Source organism: Bradyrhizobium sp. 18BD, from assembly GCF_054185225.1.
In genome coordinates this window covers 1-19,688 of sequence record NZ_JAVAYL010000005.1, presented here as the reverse complement: position 1 = coordinate 19,688, position 19,688 = coordinate 1, and the positions used below count along the sequence as shown (strand labels likewise).

Below are 19,688 nucleotides of genomic sequence, written 5' to 3'. Positions count from 1 at the left end.
CTCGTCGGGCAAAACAGGGGTATAAGGGCAGCATCGCAGATTGTGCTGCGACGTCCGGGATCCGGTCGCGGCGAAGCTCCCGCCGAAACTCAGTTTGGACTTTGACGCCGGCCGGATCGTTGCCGTCTACGGCCGCTTCGTCTGAGCGAGCACGTCGGTCACGAACGCGTCGAGGTCGCCGCCTGAAAAGAGAAAGCCCGGCAGCCCGAGTGCCTTGCCGGCCTCGAGATCCCGCGGTTGATCTCCGATCACGAAACTGCCGTCGAGCTGCACCGGCCAGTGCTGCACGAGATCGCGCAACATGCCGGGCGCGGGCTTGCGCCAGTCATGTTCCCTGATGTAGCCGGCGACCGTTCCTTCCGGATGATACGGACAGAAGCGGACGTCGTCGATCCGCGCGCCGTCGCGGGCGAGCTCATCGCGCATCCAGCCGTGCAGCGCGTTCACGTCATCCTCGGTGAAGAGGCCGCGCGCGACGCCGGACTGGTTGGTGAAGACGAACACGAAATAGCCGGCGTCGTTGAGGCGGCGAATGGCGCTGGCGACGTTGGGCATCCAGCGGATGCGGTCGCGCGTGCCGATATAGGCATCGTCATGATTGATGACGCCGTCGCGATCGAGGAAGGCAGCGGGCTTCGGCGTGCTTCTGTCAGACATTTGCCAGTCCCTGAGTCCTCGCAAGCACGTCTCTTGCGATATCGACCACGTCGTGCGCGGCGATGTCCCGCATGCAGCGGTGGTCGTTCATCTTGCAGATCGTGCTCTGGCAGGGCTGGCAGGAGAGCACGCTCTTGTTCTGGACCACGGTCGCGGCGAGGCCGTTGAGGGGCGCCCAGAGATACGGGCTGGTCGGGCCGAAGATGCCCATGGTGGGCGTGTCCAGCGCCGCGGCGATATGCATCAGGCCCGAATCGTTCGAGATCGCGACGCCCGCTGCGGCCATGGCGAGGACGCCGTTGCGCAGATCGTTGCCGGTGAGGTCCCGCACCCGCTCGCCGCCGGCGGCGACGATCTCCTGGGCGAGGCCTTTTTCGGCGGGGCCGCCGACCACCCAGACCTCCAGCCCGCGCTCGACCAGCAGGCGGGCGGCCTCGGGATAATAGGTCCAGCGTTTCGACACGCCGACCGAGCCCGGGGCGAGCGCCACGGCGGCGCCGGCGCTGAGGCCATTGGCCTGGCGCCAGCGGGCAATCTCTTCAGCCGGGACCCGCAATTGCGGCACTGGCCATTCCGGCGGCAGGGGCGCGCCGTCGGGCTGGGCGAGGGCGGCATTCTTATCGATGAAACGGGGCAGCTTCTTCTCGCCCCGGCGCCACTGGTTGAGCAGGCCGAACCGGAACTCGCCGACGAAGCCGACCCGTTCCGGGATGCCGGCCAGCGCGGGCGCAATGGCCGCCTTCCAGGTCCGTGGCAGAACCAGGGCCGTGCCGTAGTTCCGCTCGCGCAGGAGCCGCGCCAGGCCGAACTGGAGGCCCACGGCGAGGCGGCTGCGGGGCAGGTCCCAGACGATGCCCTGACGCACGCCGGGCATGTAATCGACCAGGGGGGCGCACAGCGACGTGGTCAGGAGATCGACCGGCCGATTCGGCCAGCGCTCCTTCAAAACCCGGACGACGGTGTGATTCCTGACGAAATCGCCGATCCACATATAGGGGACGATCAGGATCGGGCGGGTGTCGCTCTGATCCTCATTGCCGCCAAATTGTGAATCTTTGTTCATTTGTTAATTGTGCCACGGGCGCTCTGATGTGGCGGTTCGGTTAGCCGCTCCCGGCCGACAGGTAAAGCCGGGGAAACCGCCGGTCCCAAAATGCTTACACTTTGCCAGATGATGCGCTAGGGCAGGTATCGGGCCGCAAAAATCGGGCAGGGTGATTGGAATGTTGCTGGTGACCGGCGGAGCCGGTTTTATCGGATCGAATGTCGTCGCCGCGCTGAACGATGCCGGCCGCAGCGACGTCGTGGTCTGCGATCTCCTCGGGTCAGACGGCAAGTGGCGCAATCTCGCCAAGCGACAGCTTGTGGATATCGTTCCCCCGGCCGAGCTGCCGGACTGGCTGAAGGGCCGCAAGCTCGACGCCGTGATCCATCTCGGGGCGATTTCCTCGACCACCGCGACCGACGGCGATCTCGTGATCGAGACCAATTTCCGCTTCTCGATGCGCCTGCTCGACTGGTGCACGGCGGGTGCGGTGCCGCTGATCTACGCGTCCTCGGCGGCGACCTATGGCGACGGCGCGGAAGGTTTTGACGACGATGCTTCGCTGCCTGCCCTGAAGAAACTGCGGCCGATGAATCTCTACGGCTGGAGCAAGCAGCTATTCGATCTCGCGGTCGCCGGACGCGTCGCGAACGGCGATCCGCTCCCGCCGCAATGGGCGGGCCTAAAATTCTTCAACGTGTTCGGCCCCAACGAATACCACAAGGGCACGATGATGAGCGTGCTGGCGCGCCGCTTCGACGACGTCAAGGCAGGCCGCGTGGTTCAACTGTTCAAGTCGCATCGCGACGGCATCGCCGACGGCGACCAGCGGCGCGATTTCATCTATGTTGACGACGTCGTTCGCGTGATCCTGTGGCTGCTGGCGACGCCATCGGTGTCCGGCCTCTTCAATGTCGGAACCGGCAAGGCGCGCAGCTTCAGGGATCTGATGCTGGCGGCCTACGCTGCGATCGGCGCCAAGCCCAACATCGAATATGTGGACATGCCCGAGACTATCCGCGGCGCCTACCAATACTTCACCGAGAGCAAGGTCGATCGACTCCACCGCGCCGGTTATAACGGCGGCTTCACGACACTCGAGGACGCGGTGAAGGCCTATGTCGGGGACTATCTCGACCGGCCCGACCGTTTCCGTTAAGGCCCCAATGACCATGCCGACGCCCATTCTCGATTTCGACGCCCTCGCGCAAGCCATCTCCGGCCGCACCGTGCTCTGCATCGGCGACATCATGCTGGACGAGTTCGTCTACGGCGAGGTGTCGCGGATTTCGCCGGAAGCGCCGACGCCCGTCATCGCGGCCCAGCGCAGCGAGATCCATATCGGCGGCGCCGGCAACGTCGCGCGGAATATCGCTTCCCTCGGTGCGCGCTGCGTCTTCGTCGGCCTCGTCGGCGAGGACGATTCGGGGGCGCGGCTCAAGGCCGCGCTGGCGGACCATGCCGGCATCGAGAGCGCGCTGGTGTGCGACCCGTCGCGGCCGACCACGCGAAAAGTCCGCTTCGTCTCCGAGCATTTCTCCACGCACATGCTGCGCGCGGATTGGGAGCAGGCGTTGCCTGCCTCCGATGAGGTCGAGACCAGGCTGATCGAGGCGATCATGCCGCAGATCGCGCGCGCCGACATCGTGCTGCTGTCCGACTACGCCAAGGGCGTGCTGACCGCACGCGTGATCCGCCACACCATCGATGCCGCGCGAGCAGCCGGCAAGCCCGTGATCGTCGACCCCAAGAGCCTGAACTGGGCGATCTATCGCGGCGCCACGCTGCTCACGCCCAATCGCAAGGAGTTCTCGGAAGCCACGCGCAGCCGCGCCGACACGCCGCAGAGCATCGTCGATGCCTCGGAGGACGTGATGCGACTTGCCGATTGCGAGGCGATCCTGGTCACGCAAGGCGAGCACGGCATGACGCTGGTGCCGCGCAAGGGCGAGGCCGTCCACGTTCCGGCTGTCCCGGTGAAGGTGCGCGACGTCTCCGGCGCCGGTGACACGGTCGCTGCCGCGCTCGCGGTCTCGATCGCGGCGGGCGCGGATTGGGATACGGCGCTGCGGATGGCGAGTGCGGCTGCCGCCGTCGCCGTCGGCAAGCAGGGCACCGCCACCGTGAGCGCGGACGAGCTGCGCCGGAAGATCCTGCCGCATGCCTATCTCGCGGCCGAGGAGAAGGTCGTGAGCGCGCCCGGCGCGCTCGAGGCCCAGGTCGCCGCATGGAAGGGGGAGGGGCTGCGCGTCGGCTTCACCAATGGCTGCTTCGACATCCTGCATCCCGGCCACGTCAAGGTGCTGACCGCGGCGCGCGCCGCCTGCGACCGTCTGATCGTCGGCCTCAACAGCGACGCCTCGGTGCGCCGGCTGAAGGGCGCGGATCGTCCGGTCCAGGACGAGCGCGCACGTGCCGAGGTGCTGGCCGCGCTCGAAGCGGTCGATCTCGTCGTCATCTTCGAGCAGGACACGCCGATCGACCTGATCACCCGCATCACGCCGAGCGTGCTGGTGAAGGGCGGCGACTACACCCACGAGCAGGTTGTCGGCCACGAGGTGGTCGAGGCCGCCGGCGGGGTGGTCGTGCTGGTCGACATCCTCAAGGGTTTCAGCACGACGGCGCTGGTTCATCGCGCGCGCGGAGAGGCCAAGTGACGGAGCTCGCGCGGGAGACGATGTGGGGGACGGTGCACCGGCGGCTGCGCAGTCCGGCGGCATGGTCCGAGACGGTGGACCTGTTTGCCATCCTCACCGCGGCCGCGCTGCCCTGGTCGACCTCGCTCACGGCGATCTTCAATGTCCTGATGCTGATCTGCATGGTGCCGTTTCTCGACGTCAGGGACTTCCTGCAGTCGCTGAAACGGCCGGTCTGCGCGGTGCCGATCGCGCTGTTCCTGCTGGCGCTCATCGGCACGCTGTGGTCGGACGCATCCTGGGGCGCGCGCCTCTACGCCGTGAACCCGACGGCGAAGCTGCTGGTGCTCCCGATCCTGATCTATCATTTCGAGCGCTCGTCGCGCGGGCACCTCGTATTCATCGCGTTTCTGGTGTCGTGCGCGCTGCTGTCGGTGATGTCCTGGCTGGTGTTTCTGCACCCCACGCTCACGTTGAAGCCCGACGAACCCAACTCGCGCGGCATCTTCGTGAAGAACTACATCAACCAGAGCCAGGAGTTCACGCTGTGCGCGGTCGCGCTCGCGTATCCGATCGTGAAGCTGCTGCAGCAGAAGAGGGTCTGGCTGGCCGCGCTGCTCGCGGCGATCGCGCTCAGCTTCTTCGTCAACATGGCCTTCGTGGTGATCTCGCGCACCGCGCTCGTGACCGTGCCGATCATGCTGGCGGTGTTCGGGCTGCTGCATCTGAAGTGGCGCAGCATCCTGATCATCCTCGCAGCTCTCGTTGCCCTGTCCGCGTTGGCATGGAAGACCTCGACGAAGCTGCACACGACGATCGAAACATTTTCCACCCAGTACGAGCTCTACAGGGACAGGGGCCTCCCGACGTCGATCGGACTGCGACTCGAGTTCTGGCGCAAATCGCTGGGTTTCTTCGTCGAGGCACCGGTTTTCGGTCATGGAACCGGCTCGACGCGCGGCTTGTTCGAGCTGGCCAAGACCGGCGGCAGCTACCAGGCCTCAAGCGAGGTGATCGGCAATCCCCATAACCAGACGCTGAACGTGGCCGTGCAATGGGGCGTCCTCGGCATCGTCATCCTGTACGCGATGTGGGGGCTGCATCTGCTCCTGTTCCGCGGCGATGAACTCGCCAACTGGATCGGCTTGCTGGTCGTTGTCCAGAACATATTCACCTCGCTTTTCAACTCCCATATTTTCGATTTCCACGAGGGATGGATGTACGTGCTTGGCGTCGGCGTTGCCGGCGGCATGGTGCTCAAGTCAGGTCGGAGCGCGGGAGAAGCTCGCGGTTGAGCTTCGGAGCGCTGGCAAGTCCCGGCGAGATGCGCTATCAGCGCGGTCAGGTTGTATGCAGAACTGGGGGATATTCGGCCGCAGATGACGCGTCTTTCGCATCTTACCTTGCGTAATTTCCTGATCGCGGTTCACGACGTGGCGGCGACGGCCGCGGCCCTGTTCGTTGCGTTCTATCTGCGTTTCGAAGGGGGGGCGGACTTCTCCGCCCGCCTGCCGCTGTTGCTGCAGATCCTGCCCTATTTCCTCGCCTTCAGCGTGGTCGTCTTCTTCGTCTTCAACCTGACGACGACGAAGTGGCGCTTCATCTCGCTGCCCGATGCGCTGAACATCATCCGTGCCGCCACGGTGCTGGCGGTCGCCCTGCTCGTGCTCGACTACATCTTCGTCGCGCCGAACGTGCATGGGACCTTCTTTCTCGGCAAGATCACTATCGTCCTCTACTGGTTCCTGGAAATCTCGGCGCTGAGCGCGCTGCGGCTGACCTACCGCTATTTCCGCTACACCCGCGTGATGCATCACGTCAGGACCGAAAATGCCGCACCGACGCTCCTGATCGGACGCGCCGCCGATGCCGAGGTCGTCCTCCGCGGCGTCGAGAGCGGCGCCATCAAGCACCTGCGGCCGGTCGGGGTGCTGTCGCCGTCCCGGGCCGATCTTGGCCAGCTCATCCGCAACGTGCCGGTCGTCGGCGCGATCGACGACATCGAGGACATCTTCGCCAGCTTCGCCAAGCGCAACAAACCGATCGCCCGGGTGGTGATGACGCCGTCCGCCTTCGAGCCGGAAGCGCGGCCTGAGTCCGTGCTGATGCGCTCGCGGCGGCTGGGCGTGATCGTCAGCCGCCTGCCGTCGCTCGAGCAGGGGGACATGCCGCACCTGACCTCGGTGGCCGTCGAGGATCTGCTGCTGCGCCCGAGCGAGACGATCGACTATGCGCGTCTCGAGGCCCTGATCAAGGGCAAGAGCGTGATCGTCACCGGGGGCGGCGGCTCGATCGGCTCGGAGATCTGCGAGCGCGTGATGGCGTTCGGCGCGGCGCGTCTGCTGATCGTCGAGAATTCGGAGCCGGCCCTTTATGCGGTCACCGAGGCGCTCGCCGCGCGCCATTCCGGCGCCGAGATCGAGGGCCGGATCGCCGATATCCGCGACCGCGAGCGCATCGCGCGCCTGATGGCGGAGTTCAAGCCGGACATCGTGTTCCATGCCGCCGCGCTCAAGCACGTTCCGATCCTGGAACGGGACTGGAGCGAGGGCGTCAAGACCAACATCTTCGGTTCGATCAACGTCGCCGATGCCGCGCTTGCGGCGGGCGCCGAGGCCATGGTGATGATCTCGACCGACAAGGCGATCGAGCCGGTCTCGATGCTCGGTCTGACCAAGCGTTTCGCGGAGATGTATTGCCAGGCGCTCGACCACGACCTCGTCGCGCAGGCCGGCGGCGGCAAGCCGGCGATGCGCTTCATCTCGGTCCGGTTCGGCAACGTGCTGGCGTCGAACGGGTCGGTCGTGCCGAAGTTCAAGGCCCAGATCGAGGCCGGCGGCCCGATCACCGTGACCCATCCGGACATGGTCCGTTATTTCATGACCATTCGCGAAGCCTGCGATCTCGTCATCACGGCGGCCACCCACGCGCTCGGCGCCAAGCGTTTCGACGTGTCGGTCTACGTGCTGAACATGGGCCAGCCGGTGAAGATCGTTGATCTGGCGGAACGGATGATCCGGCTTTCGGGATTGCAGCCCGGCCACGACATCGAGATCGTGTTTAGCGGCATGCGGCCGGGCGAGCGGCTGAACGAAATCCTGTTCGCCTCCGAGGAGCCGACGGTCGATATCGGCGTCGCTGGCGTCATGGCGGCGAAGCCGAACGAGCCGCCGATGCAGACGCTGCGCAAATGGATGTCCGCGCTCGAACTCGCCATCGTGCACGACGATCGCGCCACGATCAGGACCATCCTGAAGGATGCCGTTCCGGAGTTCGGCGTCAACGCGAGCGCTGCATCCTGAGCGACGCCCGCGAGCGGAGCTGAAAGATCCGCCGGGCAAAGCGCAGGAAGAATGCGGCGTCGATCGCCGGCGCGTTCAGATGCTGCTGGCGCGATCGCAGACACTCCAGATTGGCGCGCAAGCTCACGCGCCAGCCGCTGGTGCTGATGCCGCCTATCTGGAAATCGGCGATGACGCGCGGAACGTAGGCGACCCTGTAGTCGTTCAGCGCCAGCGCACGCAGCATGTAATCGTAGTCGGCGGTCGTGATGTAACTGAGGTCGTAGTCGCCGACCTTCTCGGCGACCGCCCGCCGCATGTAGAACGTCGGATGCGGCGGCACCCAGCCGAGCTGGAACGAATAGCGGCGGAAGCGTCCGCCACGCCAGGCGCGGACGAGCGTCTTGGAGTGATGGTCGACGACCATGTCGAGGTCGCCATAGACCACGTCGGCCGCGTCCAGCGCTGCCGCGATCGCCGCCAGCGCGCCGTCATCGTGGAACGTGTCGTCCGAATTGAGGAAGCCGATCGCGTCGCCCTTGAACAGGTGCAGCCCCTTGTTCATGGCGTCGTAGACACCCTTGTCGGGCTCGGAGATCACGCGGATCTCGCTGGAGCCGAACGACTCCACGATCTTCAGCGTCGCATCCTTCGAGGCGCCGTCGACGACCAGCATCTCCTTGTCGGGATGGGTCTGCCCGAGGAAGGATTCGATGGTGGCGCCGATCGTCGCCCCTGAATTGTAGCTGGCTGTGATGACGCTGATCTTCATTCCGGATCCGGGGTACGGCGCCGGAGATTATAGGAAACAAACCCGGGGGATGATAGACAACGACAGGAGGAGCGCAGGGCTTCCAGCTCGTCCTGTGAACCCTTATTCACGCACCCCGATCGGCGTCGAGCCTTGCGCGGCTTTCTCCGCGCTGAGGATCCAGACCAGGCCGCCGAATGCGCCGACGATGAAGTACACGGCGCCGAACAGCAGGGAGACGTTGACGCCCTCATTCGCCGCAAGGCCCGCGAAGCCGAAGGCGAGGCCCATGGTGGCCTCGCGTACGCCCCAGCCGGCGATCGAGATCGGCATCAGGGTGATCAGCATGACCGGCGGAATCAGCAGGAAGATCTGGCCGAAGCTGACCGGCGCTGCGATCGACTGCACCACGCACCAGGCGATGACGACGGCGAGCACGTGGACGAGCAGCGACAGCACCGCGATCGCAGGCCCGCGCGTGGGACTGAAGATCACGCGGTTGGCGATCACCGCGCAGGCGTGAATGTGGTGCGTGCCCCACCAGGTCTTCAGCCACGGCCATTTCAGCGCGCCGAAGACCAGGAAGCCGGCGCCGCCCGCGAGCGCGGCGAGGTCGACGAGCAGCAGCGCCGAGCGCCCGTGCGGATCGGTGATGAGCTCGTAGCTCCAGGGCAGGCTCGCAATGACGACGATCGCGAGCGCGATCAGGCCGATCGCGCGGTCGACGAAGATCGAATAGGTGGCCGCGCGCCATCCGGCGCCGGCGCGCGCGACCAGCCACAGCCGCACCGCATCACCGCCGATCGCGGAGGGCAGGGTCTGGTTGAAGAAGGCGCCGATCACGTTGTAGCGCATGGCACGGCCGAGCTCGAGCGGGGCACCGCATGCGGCGCTGACCTCGCGCCAGCGCAGCACGCCGACGAAGATCTGCAGGAACGTCACCGCGATCGCCATGCCGATCCAGAACAGGCTGGTCGCGGTGAAGCGCGACAATAGCTCGGTCAGATCGACCTTGCGCAGCGCCAAATAGAGCAGCGCTCCGGAAATCAGGATCTTGGCCGTCGACAGCAGGATTCGGCGCATCTCGTCCGCATCAGCAGGGTTTGCGAAGATTTAAGGCAACCCGACGCAGGGCGCCGAATTCGGCCGCTTTGGTATGGTTTTGGCGCCGATCTTGCAATAGCGGTGACGGCGGGCCGTCATGAACGGTCGTTATGACGCTCGGCGAGGCTGTTGCGCCCCCGCGATACCGGCTAAAGAGGCACTGCGGGCTGGGGAGCCTTGGGAACAGGATGACGGATCAGCCGATTTTGGTCACGGGGGCCGCGGACTTCATCGGCTTTCACGTCGCCCCGGCGGCTTCTGGCCGAAGGCCAGCCGGTCGTCGGGCTCGACAATCTCAACAGCCGGACACGTTTGGAAACGTTCGCGGATGTCGAGGATCTGATGCGCGACACCGGCTTTGCACCGTCAACGCCGATTGCGCACAGAGTTCGTAACCGGGATTACTTCAAGGTTTGAAATGACGATGGACAAACGCATTATCCCCCTGATCATGTGCGGCGGTGCCGGCACGCGGCTGTGGCCGGCCTCGCGCGAGGTGCGCCCCAAGCAATTCCTGCCGCTGTTCGGCACCCGCTCGACCTTCCAGGACACGCTCCTGCGCGTCTCCGACGCTTCGCTGTTTGATCGTCCGATCGTCATCACCAATGCGTCCTACCGCTTCATGGTGCTGGAGCAGCTCGCCGAGATCGGCATCGAGGCCGACGTGATCCTCGAGCCGATGCGCCGCGACTCCGGTCCCGCGATCGCTGCGGGCGCCGTGTTCGCGCAGAACCGCGCCAGTAAGGCGATCGTGCTCGCGCTCGCCGCCGACCACGTGGTGCAGGACAACGCGGCTTTCGTCGCCGCGTGCCGCGAAGGCCTCACGGCCGCGAGCACCGGGCGCATCGTCACCTTCGGCGTCAAGCCGGAGCGGCCGGCGACTGAATACGGCTATATCAGTCCGGGCGAGGTGATCTCCGGTGAGGTGCGTGCGGTCGCGCGTTTCGTCGAGAAGCCGGACGCGGTGAAGGCCGCCGACTACGTCAATTCGGGCTATCTCTGGAACAGCGGCAACTTCATGTTCCCGGCGAGCGTCCTGCTCGACGAATATCGCAGGGTCGATGCGGCAAGCGTCGAGGCGGTCTCCAATGCGGTCACCAATGCCGGCCGCGATCTCGGCTTCGTGACGCTGGAGCCAGAGGCGTTCGGCGCGGCGAAGGCGATCTCGATCGACTATGCCGTGATGGAGAAGACCTCGCGCGCCGCCGTGGTGCCGGTGTCCTGCGGCTGGTCCGATGTCGGCTCCTGGCACGCGGTGTGGGAATTGTCGCCGAAGGATGCGCAGGGCAATGCCGCGCACGGCACGGCCGTGTTCGAAGACTCGCGCAACTGCAACGTCACCACCGATCAGGCGCTGGTCGCGCTCGAAGGCGTCGACGATCTCGTCGTGGTCGCCACTGCGGACGCGGTGCTGGTGTCGCGCCAGAAGGATGCCAATGGCCTCAAGCGTCTCGTCACCAAACTGAAGGCGGTCGCGCCCAAGGTCACCGAGGAGCATCTCAAGGTGCACCGGCCCTGGGGCAGCTACCAGTCCGTCGACAATGGCGAGCGTCATCAGGTCAAGCGCATCGTCGTGAAGCCGGGCGGGCGCCTGTCGTTGCAGAAGCACCATCATCGCGCCGAGCACTGGATCGTGGTCCGCGGTGCCGCCCGCGTCACCGTCAACGAAACCGTGAAGACGGTGCACGAGAACGAGTCGATCTACATCCCGATGGGCGCGGTGCACCGGATGGAGAATCCCGGCAAAATCATGCTGGAGTTGATCGAGGTCCAGACCGGCTCCTATCTCGGGGAAGACGACATCATCCGGATTGAAGACGACTATCAAAGGTCGTAACCAGCAAACTCCGAATCACGCGATCCGGGCCTGAAAAGCCCGCATTCTGCGGCCTAAGGCCCGGAGAACGTGTAACTTTTTGAATCAAATCGTGTCCGGTTAATCAGGCCGGCATTCGCCACAAATGTGGCACCCGTGCTAGAAGCGGCCCGGGGATTTGCGTTGAATCGGGGTTTGCTCAGATGAGTTCCAAAGGGTCACAACCGGCAAAGGCCGGCTTGCGCGTCGGCGTGATTGGCGCGGGCGTGATGGGCAGCAACCACGCGCGGGTGCTGAGCGGTCTTCCCGGCGTCACCCTCGTCGGCGTGGTCGATCCCTCGCCGGTGCACCTCGCGCGCACCATCGAGCTTGCGAACTGCCAGGGCTTTGAGACGCTCGACCAGCTGTTCGCCGCGGGCGTCGATGCCGTCACCATCGCAGCGCCGACCCATCTGCATCACGAGGTCGCGCTCGCCTGCATCGCCAAGAACATCCACGTGCTGGTCGAGAAGCCGATCGCCTCGACGGTCGAAGAGGGCCGCGAGATCGTCGTCGCCGCGCGGAAGGCCGGCGTGACGCTGATGGTCGGCCATGTCGAGCGCTTCAATCCGGCGGTCGCCGCGGTCAAGCAGGCGATCGCGGGCGAGGACATTCTCTCGATCGCGATCACGCGCGTTGGTCCGTTCCCGCCGCGCATGTCCAATGTCGGCGTCGTCATCGACCTCGCCGTGCACGACATCGACCTGATCCGCTGGTTCACCGAATCCGACATCGTCGAGGTGCAGCCGCAATTGTCGAGCGCGGTCGCCGAGCGCGAGGACATCGCGCTGCTCCAGTTCCGCACCGCCAACGGCGTGCTCGCTCACATCAACACCAACTGGCTGACGCCGTTCAAGGCGCGCAGCGTCACGGTCGCGACCCGCGACAAATACGTGATGGGCGATCTCTTGACGCGCCAGGTCACCGAATGCTTCGGCTTCAAGCCCGACGGCAGCTATTCGATGCGGCATCTGCCGGTCGGCCATGACGAGCCGCTGCGCGCCGAGCTGATCGCGTTCCTCAAGGCGGTGCGCAACGGCGAGACGCCGGCGGTCACCGGCGACGAGGGCGTCGCCAGCCTCGAGATCGCCACGCAGTGCCTCGAAACACCGTCGCGGCCCGCAGCCAAATCGGCCGCCCTCAAGGGCCCGCGCCGCATCGCCGGCTAAAATCCTTTCCATGTCGACCACGCAAGAAGGCGTCAAGAACCAGGCCATGAACCAGCATCTGCGTTCCGAACCCATTCCCTTCATCGACGTCGCCTCGCAGCGCCGCCGGCTTGGTGACTCGCTCGATGCCGCCGTCAAGCGCGTGCTCGACCATTGCCAGTTCGTCAACGGCCCCGAGGTTTTCGAGCTCGAGAAGCAGCTCGCGGCCTATAGCGGCGCCAAGCACGTCATCGCCTGCGCCAGCGGCACCGACGCCATCCTGATGGTGATGATGGCGAAGAATGTCGGGCCCGGCGATGCCGTGCTGTGTCCATCCTTCACCTTCATCGCGACCGCATCGCCGGTGGCGCGGACCGGCGCGACGCCCATCTATGTCGACGTCGATGAGACGACCTTCAACATGAGCCCGGCCTCGCTCAAGCGCGGCATCGCGACCGCCAGGAAGGCCGGCCTGAAGCCGGTCGCCGTGATTCCGGTCGATCTGTTCGGCCAGCCCGCCGATCACGACGCCATTGCCGAAATCGCCAATGCCGAAGGCCTGTTCGTGCTCGACGATGCCGCGCAGGGTTTTGGTGCGAGCTACAAGGGCCGCAAGCTCGGCACCTTCGGCCTCGCCACCGCGACCAGCTTCTTCCCCGCAAAGCCGCTCGGCTGCTTCGGCGACGGCGGCGCCATCTTCACCGATGACGACGAGCTCGCCGCGACGCTGCGCAGCATCCGCGTGCACGGGCAGGGCGTCGACAAATACGACAACGTCCGCCTCGGCCTGACCGGGCGGCTCGACACCATGCAGGCTGCGATCCTGATCGAGAAGCTGAAGATCTTCGACGACGAGATCGCCGCCCGCAATAAGGTCGCCGAGCGTTACGCGCGCGGCCTGTCCAACGTGGTCACCGTGCCGCGCCTTAGCCCCGGCAATACCTCGGTCTGGGCGCAGTACACGATCCGCTTGCCCAAAGGCACCGACCGCGATGGCTTCGCTGCCGCGCTGAAAGCCCAGGGCGTGCCGACCGCGATCTATTACGGCAAGTCGATGCATCAGCAGACCGCCTACAAGCAGTATCCGGTCGCCGAGGGCGGCCTGCCTGCTTGCGAGAGCCTGTCGCAGGACGTCATCAGCCTGCCGATGCATGCCTATTTGACCGAAGCCGACCAGGAGCGAATCATCGCCGCCGTGCACGGCGCGCTGGCGGGCTGATTTCTACCCTCTCCCCTTGTGGGAGAGGGTGGCTCGCCGCGATAGCGGCGAGACGGGTGAGGGGTCTCTCTCCGCATCGAAAGCTGGGAGAGAAACCCCTCACCCGATTGAGTTTGTATCTACCTGTGGCGCTGCCCTCTCCCGCAAGGGGAGAGGGCGCAGCAATGCGCATCGCAAGATGCAATCGACCTCTGTCCGATAAGTCTCTAGAAGGGACGCATGCTCGGACGCATCTTCACGGTTGGTGGTTACACGCTGCTTTCGCGGCTGACGGGATTTGCCCGCGACATCATGCTCGCGGCGATCCTCGGCGCCGGCCCCGTGGCCGACGCCTTTTTCGTCGCGCTGCGGCTGCCCAATCATTTCCGCGCGATCTTTGCCGAGGGCGCGTTCAACGCGGCCTGGGTGCCGGCCTATGCCCACGTCCATGGCGAGCGCGGGGAGGGGGCGGCAAAACTGTTCGCCGACCGCATCTTCACGCTGCTGCTGGCCTCTCAGGTGGTGCTGCTGATCCTCGCCTGGCTGTTCATGCCGCAGGCCATGAGCATTCTGGCGCCGGGCTTTTCCGAGGATGCGGAGCAGCGCAAGCTCGCGATCGAGCTGACCCGGATCACCTTTCCCTATCTGCTGCTGATCACGCTGGTGACGCTCTATGGCGGCATGCTCAACGTGATGCAGCGCTTTGCCAGCGCGGCTGCCGCCTCGATCTTCCTCAATGTCGCGATGATGATGACGCTGGCGCTCGCCGCCTGGTTTCCGACCGCGGGCCATGCCGCGGCCTGGGGCGTGCTGATCTCCGGCTTCCTGCAATATTTCCTGCTTGCCGGCGACCTCGCCCGCCACGGCGGCCTGCCGCGCTTTGCACCGCTCAAGCTCGACGAGGACGTCCGTAGCTTCTTCAAGGCGCTGGGACCCGCGACGCTGGGCTCGATGGGCACGCAGGTCGCCCTGTTCGCCGACACGATCATCGCGACGTTCCTGCCGGCGGGCGCGCTGTCGGCGCTCTATTACGCCGACCGACTCAATCAGTTGCCGATCGGCGTGATCGGCATCGCCATCGGCACGGTGCTGCTGCCGGAGATGTCGCGGCGGATCACGGCCAATGATCATGACGGCGCGATGAAGGCGCAGCGCCGCGCTTTCGATTTCACGCTGCTGTTCTCGGTGCCCTTCGTCGCGGCCTTCCTCACCGTGCCCGACGAGATCATGCGCGCGCTGTTCGCCCGCGGTGCCTTCTCGAAGGCCGATGCGGTTGCGGCAGGTGCTACGCTGTCGGCCTATGCCATCGGCCTCATCCCTTTCGTGCTGATCCGCAGCGCGGTTGCGACCTTCTATGCGCGCAAGGACACCGCGACGCCGATGCGGGCTTCGCTGACCGGCATCGCGGTCAACGTCGTCCTCAAGGTTGCCTTGATGGGATCGCTTGCCCAGATCGGCCTGGCGCTGGCGACCGCCATTGGCGTCTGGACCAACCTGCTGCTGGTGCTGTTCTTCGCCGTGCGCCGCGGCTTCCTCGTGCTGGACCGCGCCTGGCTGATGTCGCTCGCCAAATTCCTGCTGATCGGCATCATCGTCGCCGCGGCTTTCTGGCTGATTGCACGCGTCAGTGCTTCTTCTCTGGCCTCGGTGCGCTTCCACGATGAATTGACATTGGTCCTGCTCGCCGTCGGAGGCACGATCGTCTACGCGCTTGCGATCCTGGTGTTGTTCGGCCGCCGCTGGCTGGTCTCGCTGGTGCGCGGCTAGGCGCCGAAGCGAGGCGCTCGCCCCCAGGATGCAGTCGATCTCTGCGCATCCCTTGATTTCGTGCGCTTGCCGTGCTATTGGCGCCGTATGAGCAAATCGTCGCGCCACCTCAACTGCATCAACATGACCCGCTTCGGCTGGGCCGTGGGAGGAGTCGCGCGCTAGGAATTCGACGACGACATCTTTTCACAAGGGCCCCGCCGGCATCGGACGGGGCCTTTTCTTTGGCGACGCTCCCTGCCGGCACAACAGCAGGAGCATAAGATGCCACCACAACTGACGGACATCTCACCCGGGATTGAGGGCGACGCCGCAAGGCGTGGCTTCAACCTCTCTATCGTGCAAGCCAAGGACGCGGTCGACCAGGCGTTGGCGGCACGTCTCAAGGCGTCTGCTGCGGCGCTGGACAACGCCTTGTCTGACAAGGATGCTGCCGGCCCCGCGGCGCGAAGCGTGCTCGGTCTGCTCAAGCGATATTGGAGTGCGTTTCAGCAGCGGCGCCAGGGCCAACAGCGCTCCCTGCAAGACCTGAGTGACAGGGAGCTGAGGGACATCGGTTTGACGCGCGGCGAGATCGACTACCTCACGCCGCAGCGAGCGGTCGATACGCTGCGAGATAGCACGCGGCATCTCTGGAGCCGTGGTGGGATGTAGATGATCAAACGCGAGACGTGGACATGCGCTCTGAGAACAAGCGGCGGTCAGTACGGCTGCTTGTTCTCAGGCGTGCGCTGCGGCGATTCGGCCATCGGCCAGCTGGCAGGGGCGAAGCGCGTTGGAGACGTCCACGGGATTATCGATCTTCACGGGGAAATGACCGCGCTGCGGCCTTTCCGTCCGATCCCGCTCTGAGCGCGGGGGCCGGACAATTTTTCGCGGACCGAGCCCGCCTAAACCCGTTTGCCTTGCCACTTTTTCCACGGCAATATGCCGGCAAAACAACCATAGGACGGGACAAGAAAATGGCGGCTCCCATCAAGTTCGGCGTTGGCCAAAGCGTGCTGCGCAAAGAGGATGACGCGCTCATCCGCGGCAAGGGCCGCTATACCGACGATTACGCGCCGCAGGCTGCCTTGCGCTGCCTGATGCTGCGCTCGCCGCATGCGCATGCCAAATTCACCATTGATGCCGGCCGTGCTCGCGGCTTGCCCGGCGTCGCGCTGATTCTCACCGCCGATGACGTTAAGGATCTCGGCAATCTGCCCTGCCTCTTCAACCTCGAGACCGATCCCTTCACCGGTCCGCCTTACCCGATCCTGGCCAAGGACGAGGTGCGGCATGTCGGCGATTCCATCGCCTTCGTTGTTGCCGAGACCATCGATCAGGCCCGCGACGCGATCGAGGCGATCGACGTCAAATGGAGCCCGCTGCCGTCGGTGACCGGCGTCGTCAACGCCGTGAAGAAAGGCGCGCCGCAGGTCTGGCCGGACAAGCCCGGCAACGTGCTGTTCGACGTTGCGATCGGCGACAAGGCCGCCACCGAAGCCGCCTTTGCGAAAGCCCATGCGGTCGCCGAGATCTCCATCGTCAATCCGCGCGTGGTCGCGAGCTTCATGGAGACGCGCGCGGCGGTCTGCGAATACGACGCCAAGAACGATCATCTGACGCTGACCGTCGGCAGCCAGGGCAGCCACCGCCTGCGCGACATCCTGTGCCAGAACGTGCTCAACATCCCGACCGAAAAGATGCGGGTGATCTGTCCCGACGTCGGTGGCGGTTTTGGCACAAAACTGTTTCCGTACAGGGAATACGCCCTGATGGCGGTCGCGGCGCGCAAGCTGAAGAAGGCCGTGAAATGGGCCGCCGACCGCTCCGAGCATTTCATGGGCGATGCGCAGGGCCGCGACAACGTCACCACCGCGAAGATGGCGCTCGCCGAGGACGGCAAATTCCTCGCGATGGATTGCGACCTCATGGGCGACATGGGTGCGTATCTGTCGACCTTCGGGCCCTACATTCCCCACGGCGGCGCCGGCATGCTGCCGGGCCTCTACGACATCCAGGCCTTCCACTGCCGGGTGCGCACCATCTTCACCAACAGCGTGCCGGTCGATGCCTATCGCGGCGCGGGCCGCCCTGAAGCGGCATATGTCATCGAGCGCCTTGTGGACGCCTGTGCGCGAAAGCTCGACATGACGCCGGATGCCATCCGCCGCAAGAATTTCATCCAGCCGAAGGCGCTGCCCTACAAGACGGCCACGGGCAAGGTCTATGATTCCGGCGACTTCGCCGCGCATCTCAAGCGCGCGATGGAGATCGCCGACTGGAAGGAGTTTTCCAAGCGCGCCAAGGCGGCCAAGAAGAATGGCCTGATCCGCGGTATTGGGCTTGCGAGCTATGTCGAGGTCTGCGGCACCATGGGCGAGGAGACCGCCAATGTGCGGATGGACCCCAACGGCGACATCACCGTGCTGATCGGCACGCAGTCGAGCGGGCAGGGCCACCAGACAGCCTATGCACAGATCGTTGCCGAGCAGTTCGGCGTTGCGCCCGAGCGCGTGCACATCCACCAGGGCGACACCGCGATGATCGCGACGGGCCTCGGCACCGGCGGCTCGGCCTCGATCCCCTCGGGCGGCGTCAGCGTCGAGCGCGCCACCCGCGAGCTCGGCCAGAAACTCAAGGAGATCGCGGCGCAGGCGCTGGAAGCGAGCGCCGGCGACCTCGAGATCTCCGAAGGCGTGGTGCGCGTCGCCGGCACCGACCGTTCGATTTCGTTCGCCGATCTCGCCAGGCGCCCCGGCGCCGATCCGTCGAAGCTGAATGCAAGCGCGACCTTCGCCAGCGCCGACGGCACCTATCCCAACGGCACCCATGTCGCGGAGGTCGAGATCGATCCGGCCACTGGCATCATCAAGATCGTCAACTACGTGATCGTCGACGATTTCGGCAAGACGCTCAATCCGCTGCTGCTCGCTGGGCAAGTGCATGGCGGCGCGATGCAGGGCATCGGCCAGGCGCTGATGGAGCAGGTGGTCTATGGCGCCGGCGACGGCCAGCTCATCACCGCGACCTTCATGGACTACGCGTTGCCGCGCGCAGCCGATGGTCCCGCCTTCGTGTTCGAGACCAACAACATCCCCTGCAAGACCAATCCGATGGGCGTGAAGGGCGCGGGCGAGGCCGGCGCGATCGGCTCCTGTCCCGCGGTCGTCAACGCCATCGTCGACGGGCTCTGGCGCGAATACAAGATCGACCACATCGACATGCCGGCGACCCCGGAGCGGGTGTGGATCGCCATCAACGAGCACCACCGCCGTCACAGCCTGTAAGTTCAAGCCGAACCAGAACATCCCGAGTGGGACGATTGATCGCCGCGCCCGGGATGGAATGAAACCTGCCTAACGGTGTTGGCCTCAGGTGGGGTCAGCACGATCCTGTCTCAGCGAAAGGGATTTTGCGAATGAAGCGAGTGTTGGTTGTTGCGGGCGCGCTGCTGCTCGGCATGGGCGCCGTCTGGGCGCAGCAGGATTCCGTCAAGGAGGTCCAGACCCTCATGAAGGGCAACGGCAAGAACGCCGGCGCGGTCGCGGCGATGGTCAAGGGCGAGAAGCCCTACGACCAGGCCACCGTGGACAGCGCGCTGGCGCAGTTCGAGGACACCGCCAAGAAGCTGCCGAACCTGTTTCCGGCCAGCGCCAAGGGCATCAAGCCCGAGGGCGACTACAGCGCGTCGCCAAAGGTCTGGGAGGACAAGGCCGGCTTCGACGCCAGGATCGCCAGCTTCGCCAAGGTCGTCGGCGACGCCAAGGGCAAGATCAAGGATCTGGATTCGCTCAAGGCGGCGTTTCCCGCAGTCGGCAAGGAATGCGGCGGCTGCCACGAGACGTTCCGCGTGAAGAACGGTTGAGGCGACCGTCTCGTAGCCCGGATGGAGCGCAGCGAAATCCGGGTTGCCACAATCAGGAAAGGGCGGTTGCGAAAGCAGCCGCCCTTTTTGTTGCCTCAACCTCAACTCTCGTAGCCCGGATGAGCGGAGCGAAATCCGGGACGGTCGTACGAGCCACTAATGGAGTGCACCCCAAAAGTGAGACACGGGAAATTAGGGACAGTTCTCTAACGGAGAACGTATGCCCAACAAATCACCCCGTGTTTTCAGCCGAGAGTTCAAGCTCGAGACAGTCCGTCGCATTCTGGCGGGTGAGCGCATAAGGGCTCTTTCCCAGGAGCTGAATGTGTTACGTAAGGACCTCTATGCATGGCGCGATCTTTTTCGCGCCGGCGGGGCGGAGGCGCTGCGGCCGAT

General features: G+C 65.2%; 16 protein-coding genes and 1 pseudogene. 13 read left to right on the top strand and 4 right to left on the bottom strand.

The features are described from left to right. Positions 1 to 126 precede the first annotated feature (126 nt). The gene (locus tag RAD16_RS10650; protein WP_458157824.1) at positions 127 to 657 is read right to left on the bottom strand and encodes a D-glycero-alpha-D-manno-heptose-1,7-bisphosphate 7-phosphatase; all 531 of its coding nucleotides are present in this window, start codon (positions 655 to 657) and stop codon (positions 127 to 129) included. Further along, positions 650 to 1,720 carry a lipopolysaccharide heptosyltransferase II gene (waaF, locus tag RAD16_RS10645; RefSeq protein ID WP_458157823.1) on the bottom strand — a complete coding sequence of 357 codons (1,071 nt, stop codon included), beginning with the start codon at positions 1,718 to 1,720 and terminating at the stop codon, positions 650 to 652. Before waaF ends, RAD16_RS10650 begins: the two co-directional genes overlap by 8 nt. A 160-nt stretch (positions 1,721 to 1,880) precedes the next feature. On the opposite strand from waaF, the gene rfaD reads away from it, so the two are divergent. The 4 genes from rfaD to RAD16_RS10625 all read left to right on the top strand — a co-directional run bounded on the left by rfaD (position 1,881) and on the right by RAD16_RS10625 (position 7,640). Beyond that, positions 1,881 to 2,861 carry an ADP-glyceromanno-heptose 6-epimerase gene (gene rfaD, locus RAD16_RS10640; RefSeq protein WP_458157822.1) on the top strand — a complete coding sequence of 327 codons (981 nt, stop codon included), beginning with the start codon at positions 1,881 to 1,883 and terminating at the stop codon, positions 2,859 to 2,861. Positions 2,862 to 2,874: 13 nt separating this feature from the next. Continuing rightward, a complete protein-coding gene (rfaE1, locus tag RAD16_RS10635) occupies positions 2,875 to 4,359 on the top strand; it encodes a D-glycero-beta-D-manno-heptose-7-phosphate kinase (protein ID WP_458157821.1) in 1,485 nt (494 codons plus the stop codon). After that, a complete protein-coding gene (locus tag RAD16_RS10630) occupies positions 4,356 to 5,633 on the top strand; it encodes an O-antigen ligase family protein (RefSeq protein WP_458157820.1) in 1,278 nt (425 codons plus the stop codon). The genes rfaE1 and RAD16_RS10630 overlap by 4 nt, the downstream gene beginning before the upstream one ends. A gap of 84 nt (positions 5,634 to 5,717) precedes the next feature. Then, positions 5,718 to 7,640, top strand: coding sequence for an SDR family NAD(P)-dependent oxidoreductase (locus RAD16_RS10625; RefSeq protein WP_458157819.1), 1,923 nt, complete (start codon positions 5,718 to 5,720; stop codon positions 7,638 to 7,640). On the opposite strand, the gene RAD16_RS10620 is transcribed toward RAD16_RS10625, so the two are convergent. Together RAD16_RS10620 and RAD16_RS10615 are read right to left on the bottom strand one after the other, a co-directional pair. Then, complete coding sequence (locus tag RAD16_RS10620) at positions 7,618 to 8,391, bottom strand: glycosyltransferase family 2 protein (RefSeq protein ID WP_458157818.1); 774 nt, start codon at positions 8,389 to 8,391, stop codon at positions 7,618 to 7,620. The two genes, RAD16_RS10625 and RAD16_RS10620, sit on opposite strands and share 23 nt — an antisense overlap. A 102-nt stretch (positions 8,392 to 8,493) precedes the next feature. After that, on the bottom strand, positions 8,494 to 9,453 hold the full coding sequence (locus tag RAD16_RS10615; RefSeq protein ID WP_458157817.1) for a lysylphosphatidylglycerol synthase transmembrane domain-containing protein: 960 nt from the start codon (positions 9,451 to 9,453) through the stop codon (positions 8,494 to 8,496). A gap of 209 nt (positions 9,454 to 9,662) precedes the next feature. Here RAD16_RS10615 and RAD16_RS10610 point away from each other — a divergent pair. From RAD16_RS10610 to RAD16_RS10570, 9 genes and pseudogenes are all read left to right on the top strand, one after another. Then, positions 9,663 to 9,807 (top strand): annotated as a pseudogene (locus RAD16_RS10610) (NAD-dependent epimerase/dehydratase family protein); the annotation flags it as partial. A gap of 91 nt (positions 9,808 to 9,898) precedes the next feature. Further along, complete coding sequence (locus tag RAD16_RS10605; RefSeq protein WP_458157816.1) at positions 9,899 to 11,311, top strand: mannose-1-phosphate guanylyltransferase/mannose-6-phosphate isomerase; 1,413 nt, start codon at positions 9,899 to 9,901, stop codon at positions 11,309 to 11,311. 182 nt (positions 11,312 to 11,493) lie between these two features. After that, on the top strand, positions 11,494 to 12,498 hold the full coding sequence (locus RAD16_RS10600; RefSeq protein WP_458157815.1) for a Gfo/Idh/MocA family oxidoreductase: 1,005 nt from the start codon (positions 11,494 to 11,496) through the stop codon (positions 12,496 to 12,498). 10 nt (positions 12,499 to 12,508) lie between these two features. Further along, entirely contained in the window at positions 12,509 to 13,696 is a 1,188-nt protein-coding gene (locus RAD16_RS10595; RefSeq protein ID WP_458157814.1) for a DegT/DnrJ/EryC1/StrS family aminotransferase, read from the top strand. A 219-nt stretch (positions 13,697 to 13,915) separates the two neighbouring features. After that, the gene (gene murJ, locus RAD16_RS10590) at positions 13,916 to 15,442 is read left to right on the top strand and encodes a murein biosynthesis integral membrane protein MurJ (RefSeq protein ID WP_458157813.1); all 1,527 of its coding nucleotides are present in this window, start codon (positions 13,916 to 13,918) and stop codon (positions 15,440 to 15,442) included. Positions 15,443 to 15,706: 264 nt separating this feature from the next. Then, the gene (locus tag RAD16_RS10585) at positions 15,707 to 16,096 is read left to right on the top strand and encodes a DUF1127 domain-containing protein (RefSeq protein ID WP_458157812.1); all 390 of its coding nucleotides are present in this window, start codon (positions 15,707 to 15,709) and stop codon (positions 16,094 to 16,096) included. A gap of 308 nt (positions 16,097 to 16,404) precedes the next feature. Next, on the top strand, positions 16,405 to 18,714 hold the full coding sequence (locus tag RAD16_RS10580; RefSeq protein WP_458157811.1) for a xanthine dehydrogenase family protein molybdopterin-binding subunit: 2,310 nt from the start codon (positions 16,405 to 16,407) through the stop codon (positions 18,712 to 18,714). Positions 18,715 to 18,845: 131 nt separating this feature from the next. Continuing rightward, positions 18,846 to 19,292, top strand: coding sequence for a c-type cytochrome (locus RAD16_RS10575; RefSeq protein WP_458157810.1), 447 nt, complete (start codon positions 18,846 to 18,848; stop codon positions 19,290 to 19,292). Positions 19,293 to 19,512: 220 nt separating this feature from the next. Beyond that, positions 19,513 to 19,688 (top strand): helix-turn-helix domain-containing protein (locus RAD16_RS10570; RefSeq protein ID WP_458158183.1); only part of this gene is annotated, 176 nt, incomplete at its 3' end.

Bases quoted from the DNA above. Each gene is read 5' to 3' on its own strand.
- RAD16_RS10650 (WP_458157824.1), bottom strand. From the start codon at position 657: ATGTCTGACAGAAGCACGCCGAAGCCCGCTGCCTTCCTCGATCGCGAC.
- waaF (WP_458157823.1), bottom strand. From the start codon at position 1,720: ATGAACAAAGATTCACAATTTGGCGGCAATGAGGATCAGAGCGACACC.
- rfaD (WP_458157822.1), top strand. From the start codon at position 1,881: ATGTTGCTGGTGACCGGCGGAGCCGGTTTTATCGGATCGAATGTCGTC.
- rfaE1 (WP_458157821.1), top strand. From the start codon at position 2,875: ATGCCGACGCCCATTCTCGATTTCGACGCCCTCGCGCAAGCCATCTCC.
- RAD16_RS10625 (WP_458157819.1), top strand. From the start codon at position 5,718: ATGACGCGTCTTTCGCATCTTACCTTGCGTAATTTCCTGATCGCGGTT.
- RAD16_RS10620 (WP_458157818.1), bottom strand. From the start codon at position 8,391: ATGAAGATCAGCGTCATCACAGCCAGCTACAATTCAGGGGCGACGATC.
- RAD16_RS10615 (WP_458157817.1), bottom strand. From the start codon at position 9,453: ATGCGCCGAATCCTGCTGTCGACGGCCAAGATCCTGATTTCCGGAGCG.
- RAD16_RS10605 (WP_458157816.1), top strand. From the start codon at position 9,899: ATGGACAAACGCATTATCCCCCTGATCATGTGCGGCGGTGCCGGCACG.
- RAD16_RS10600 (WP_458157815.1), top strand. From the start codon at position 11,494: ATGAGTTCCAAAGGGTCACAACCGGCAAAGGCCGGCTTGCGCGTCGGC.
- RAD16_RS10595 (WP_458157814.1), top strand. From the start codon at position 12,509: ATGTCGACCACGCAAGAAGGCGTCAAGAACCAGGCCATGAACCAGCAT.
- murJ (WP_458157813.1), top strand. From the start codon at position 13,916: ATGCTCGGACGCATCTTCACGGTTGGTGGTTACACGCTGCTTTCGCGG.
- RAD16_RS10585 (WP_458157812.1), top strand. From the start codon at position 15,707: ATGCCACCACAACTGACGGACATCTCACCCGGGATTGAGGGCGACGCC.
- RAD16_RS10580 (WP_458157811.1), top strand. From the start codon at position 16,405: ATGGCGGCTCCCATCAAGTTCGGCGTTGGCCAAAGCGTGCTGCGCAAA.
- RAD16_RS10575 (WP_458157810.1), top strand. From the start codon at position 18,846: ATGAAGCGAGTGTTGGTTGTTGCGGGCGCGCTGCTGCTCGGCATGGGC.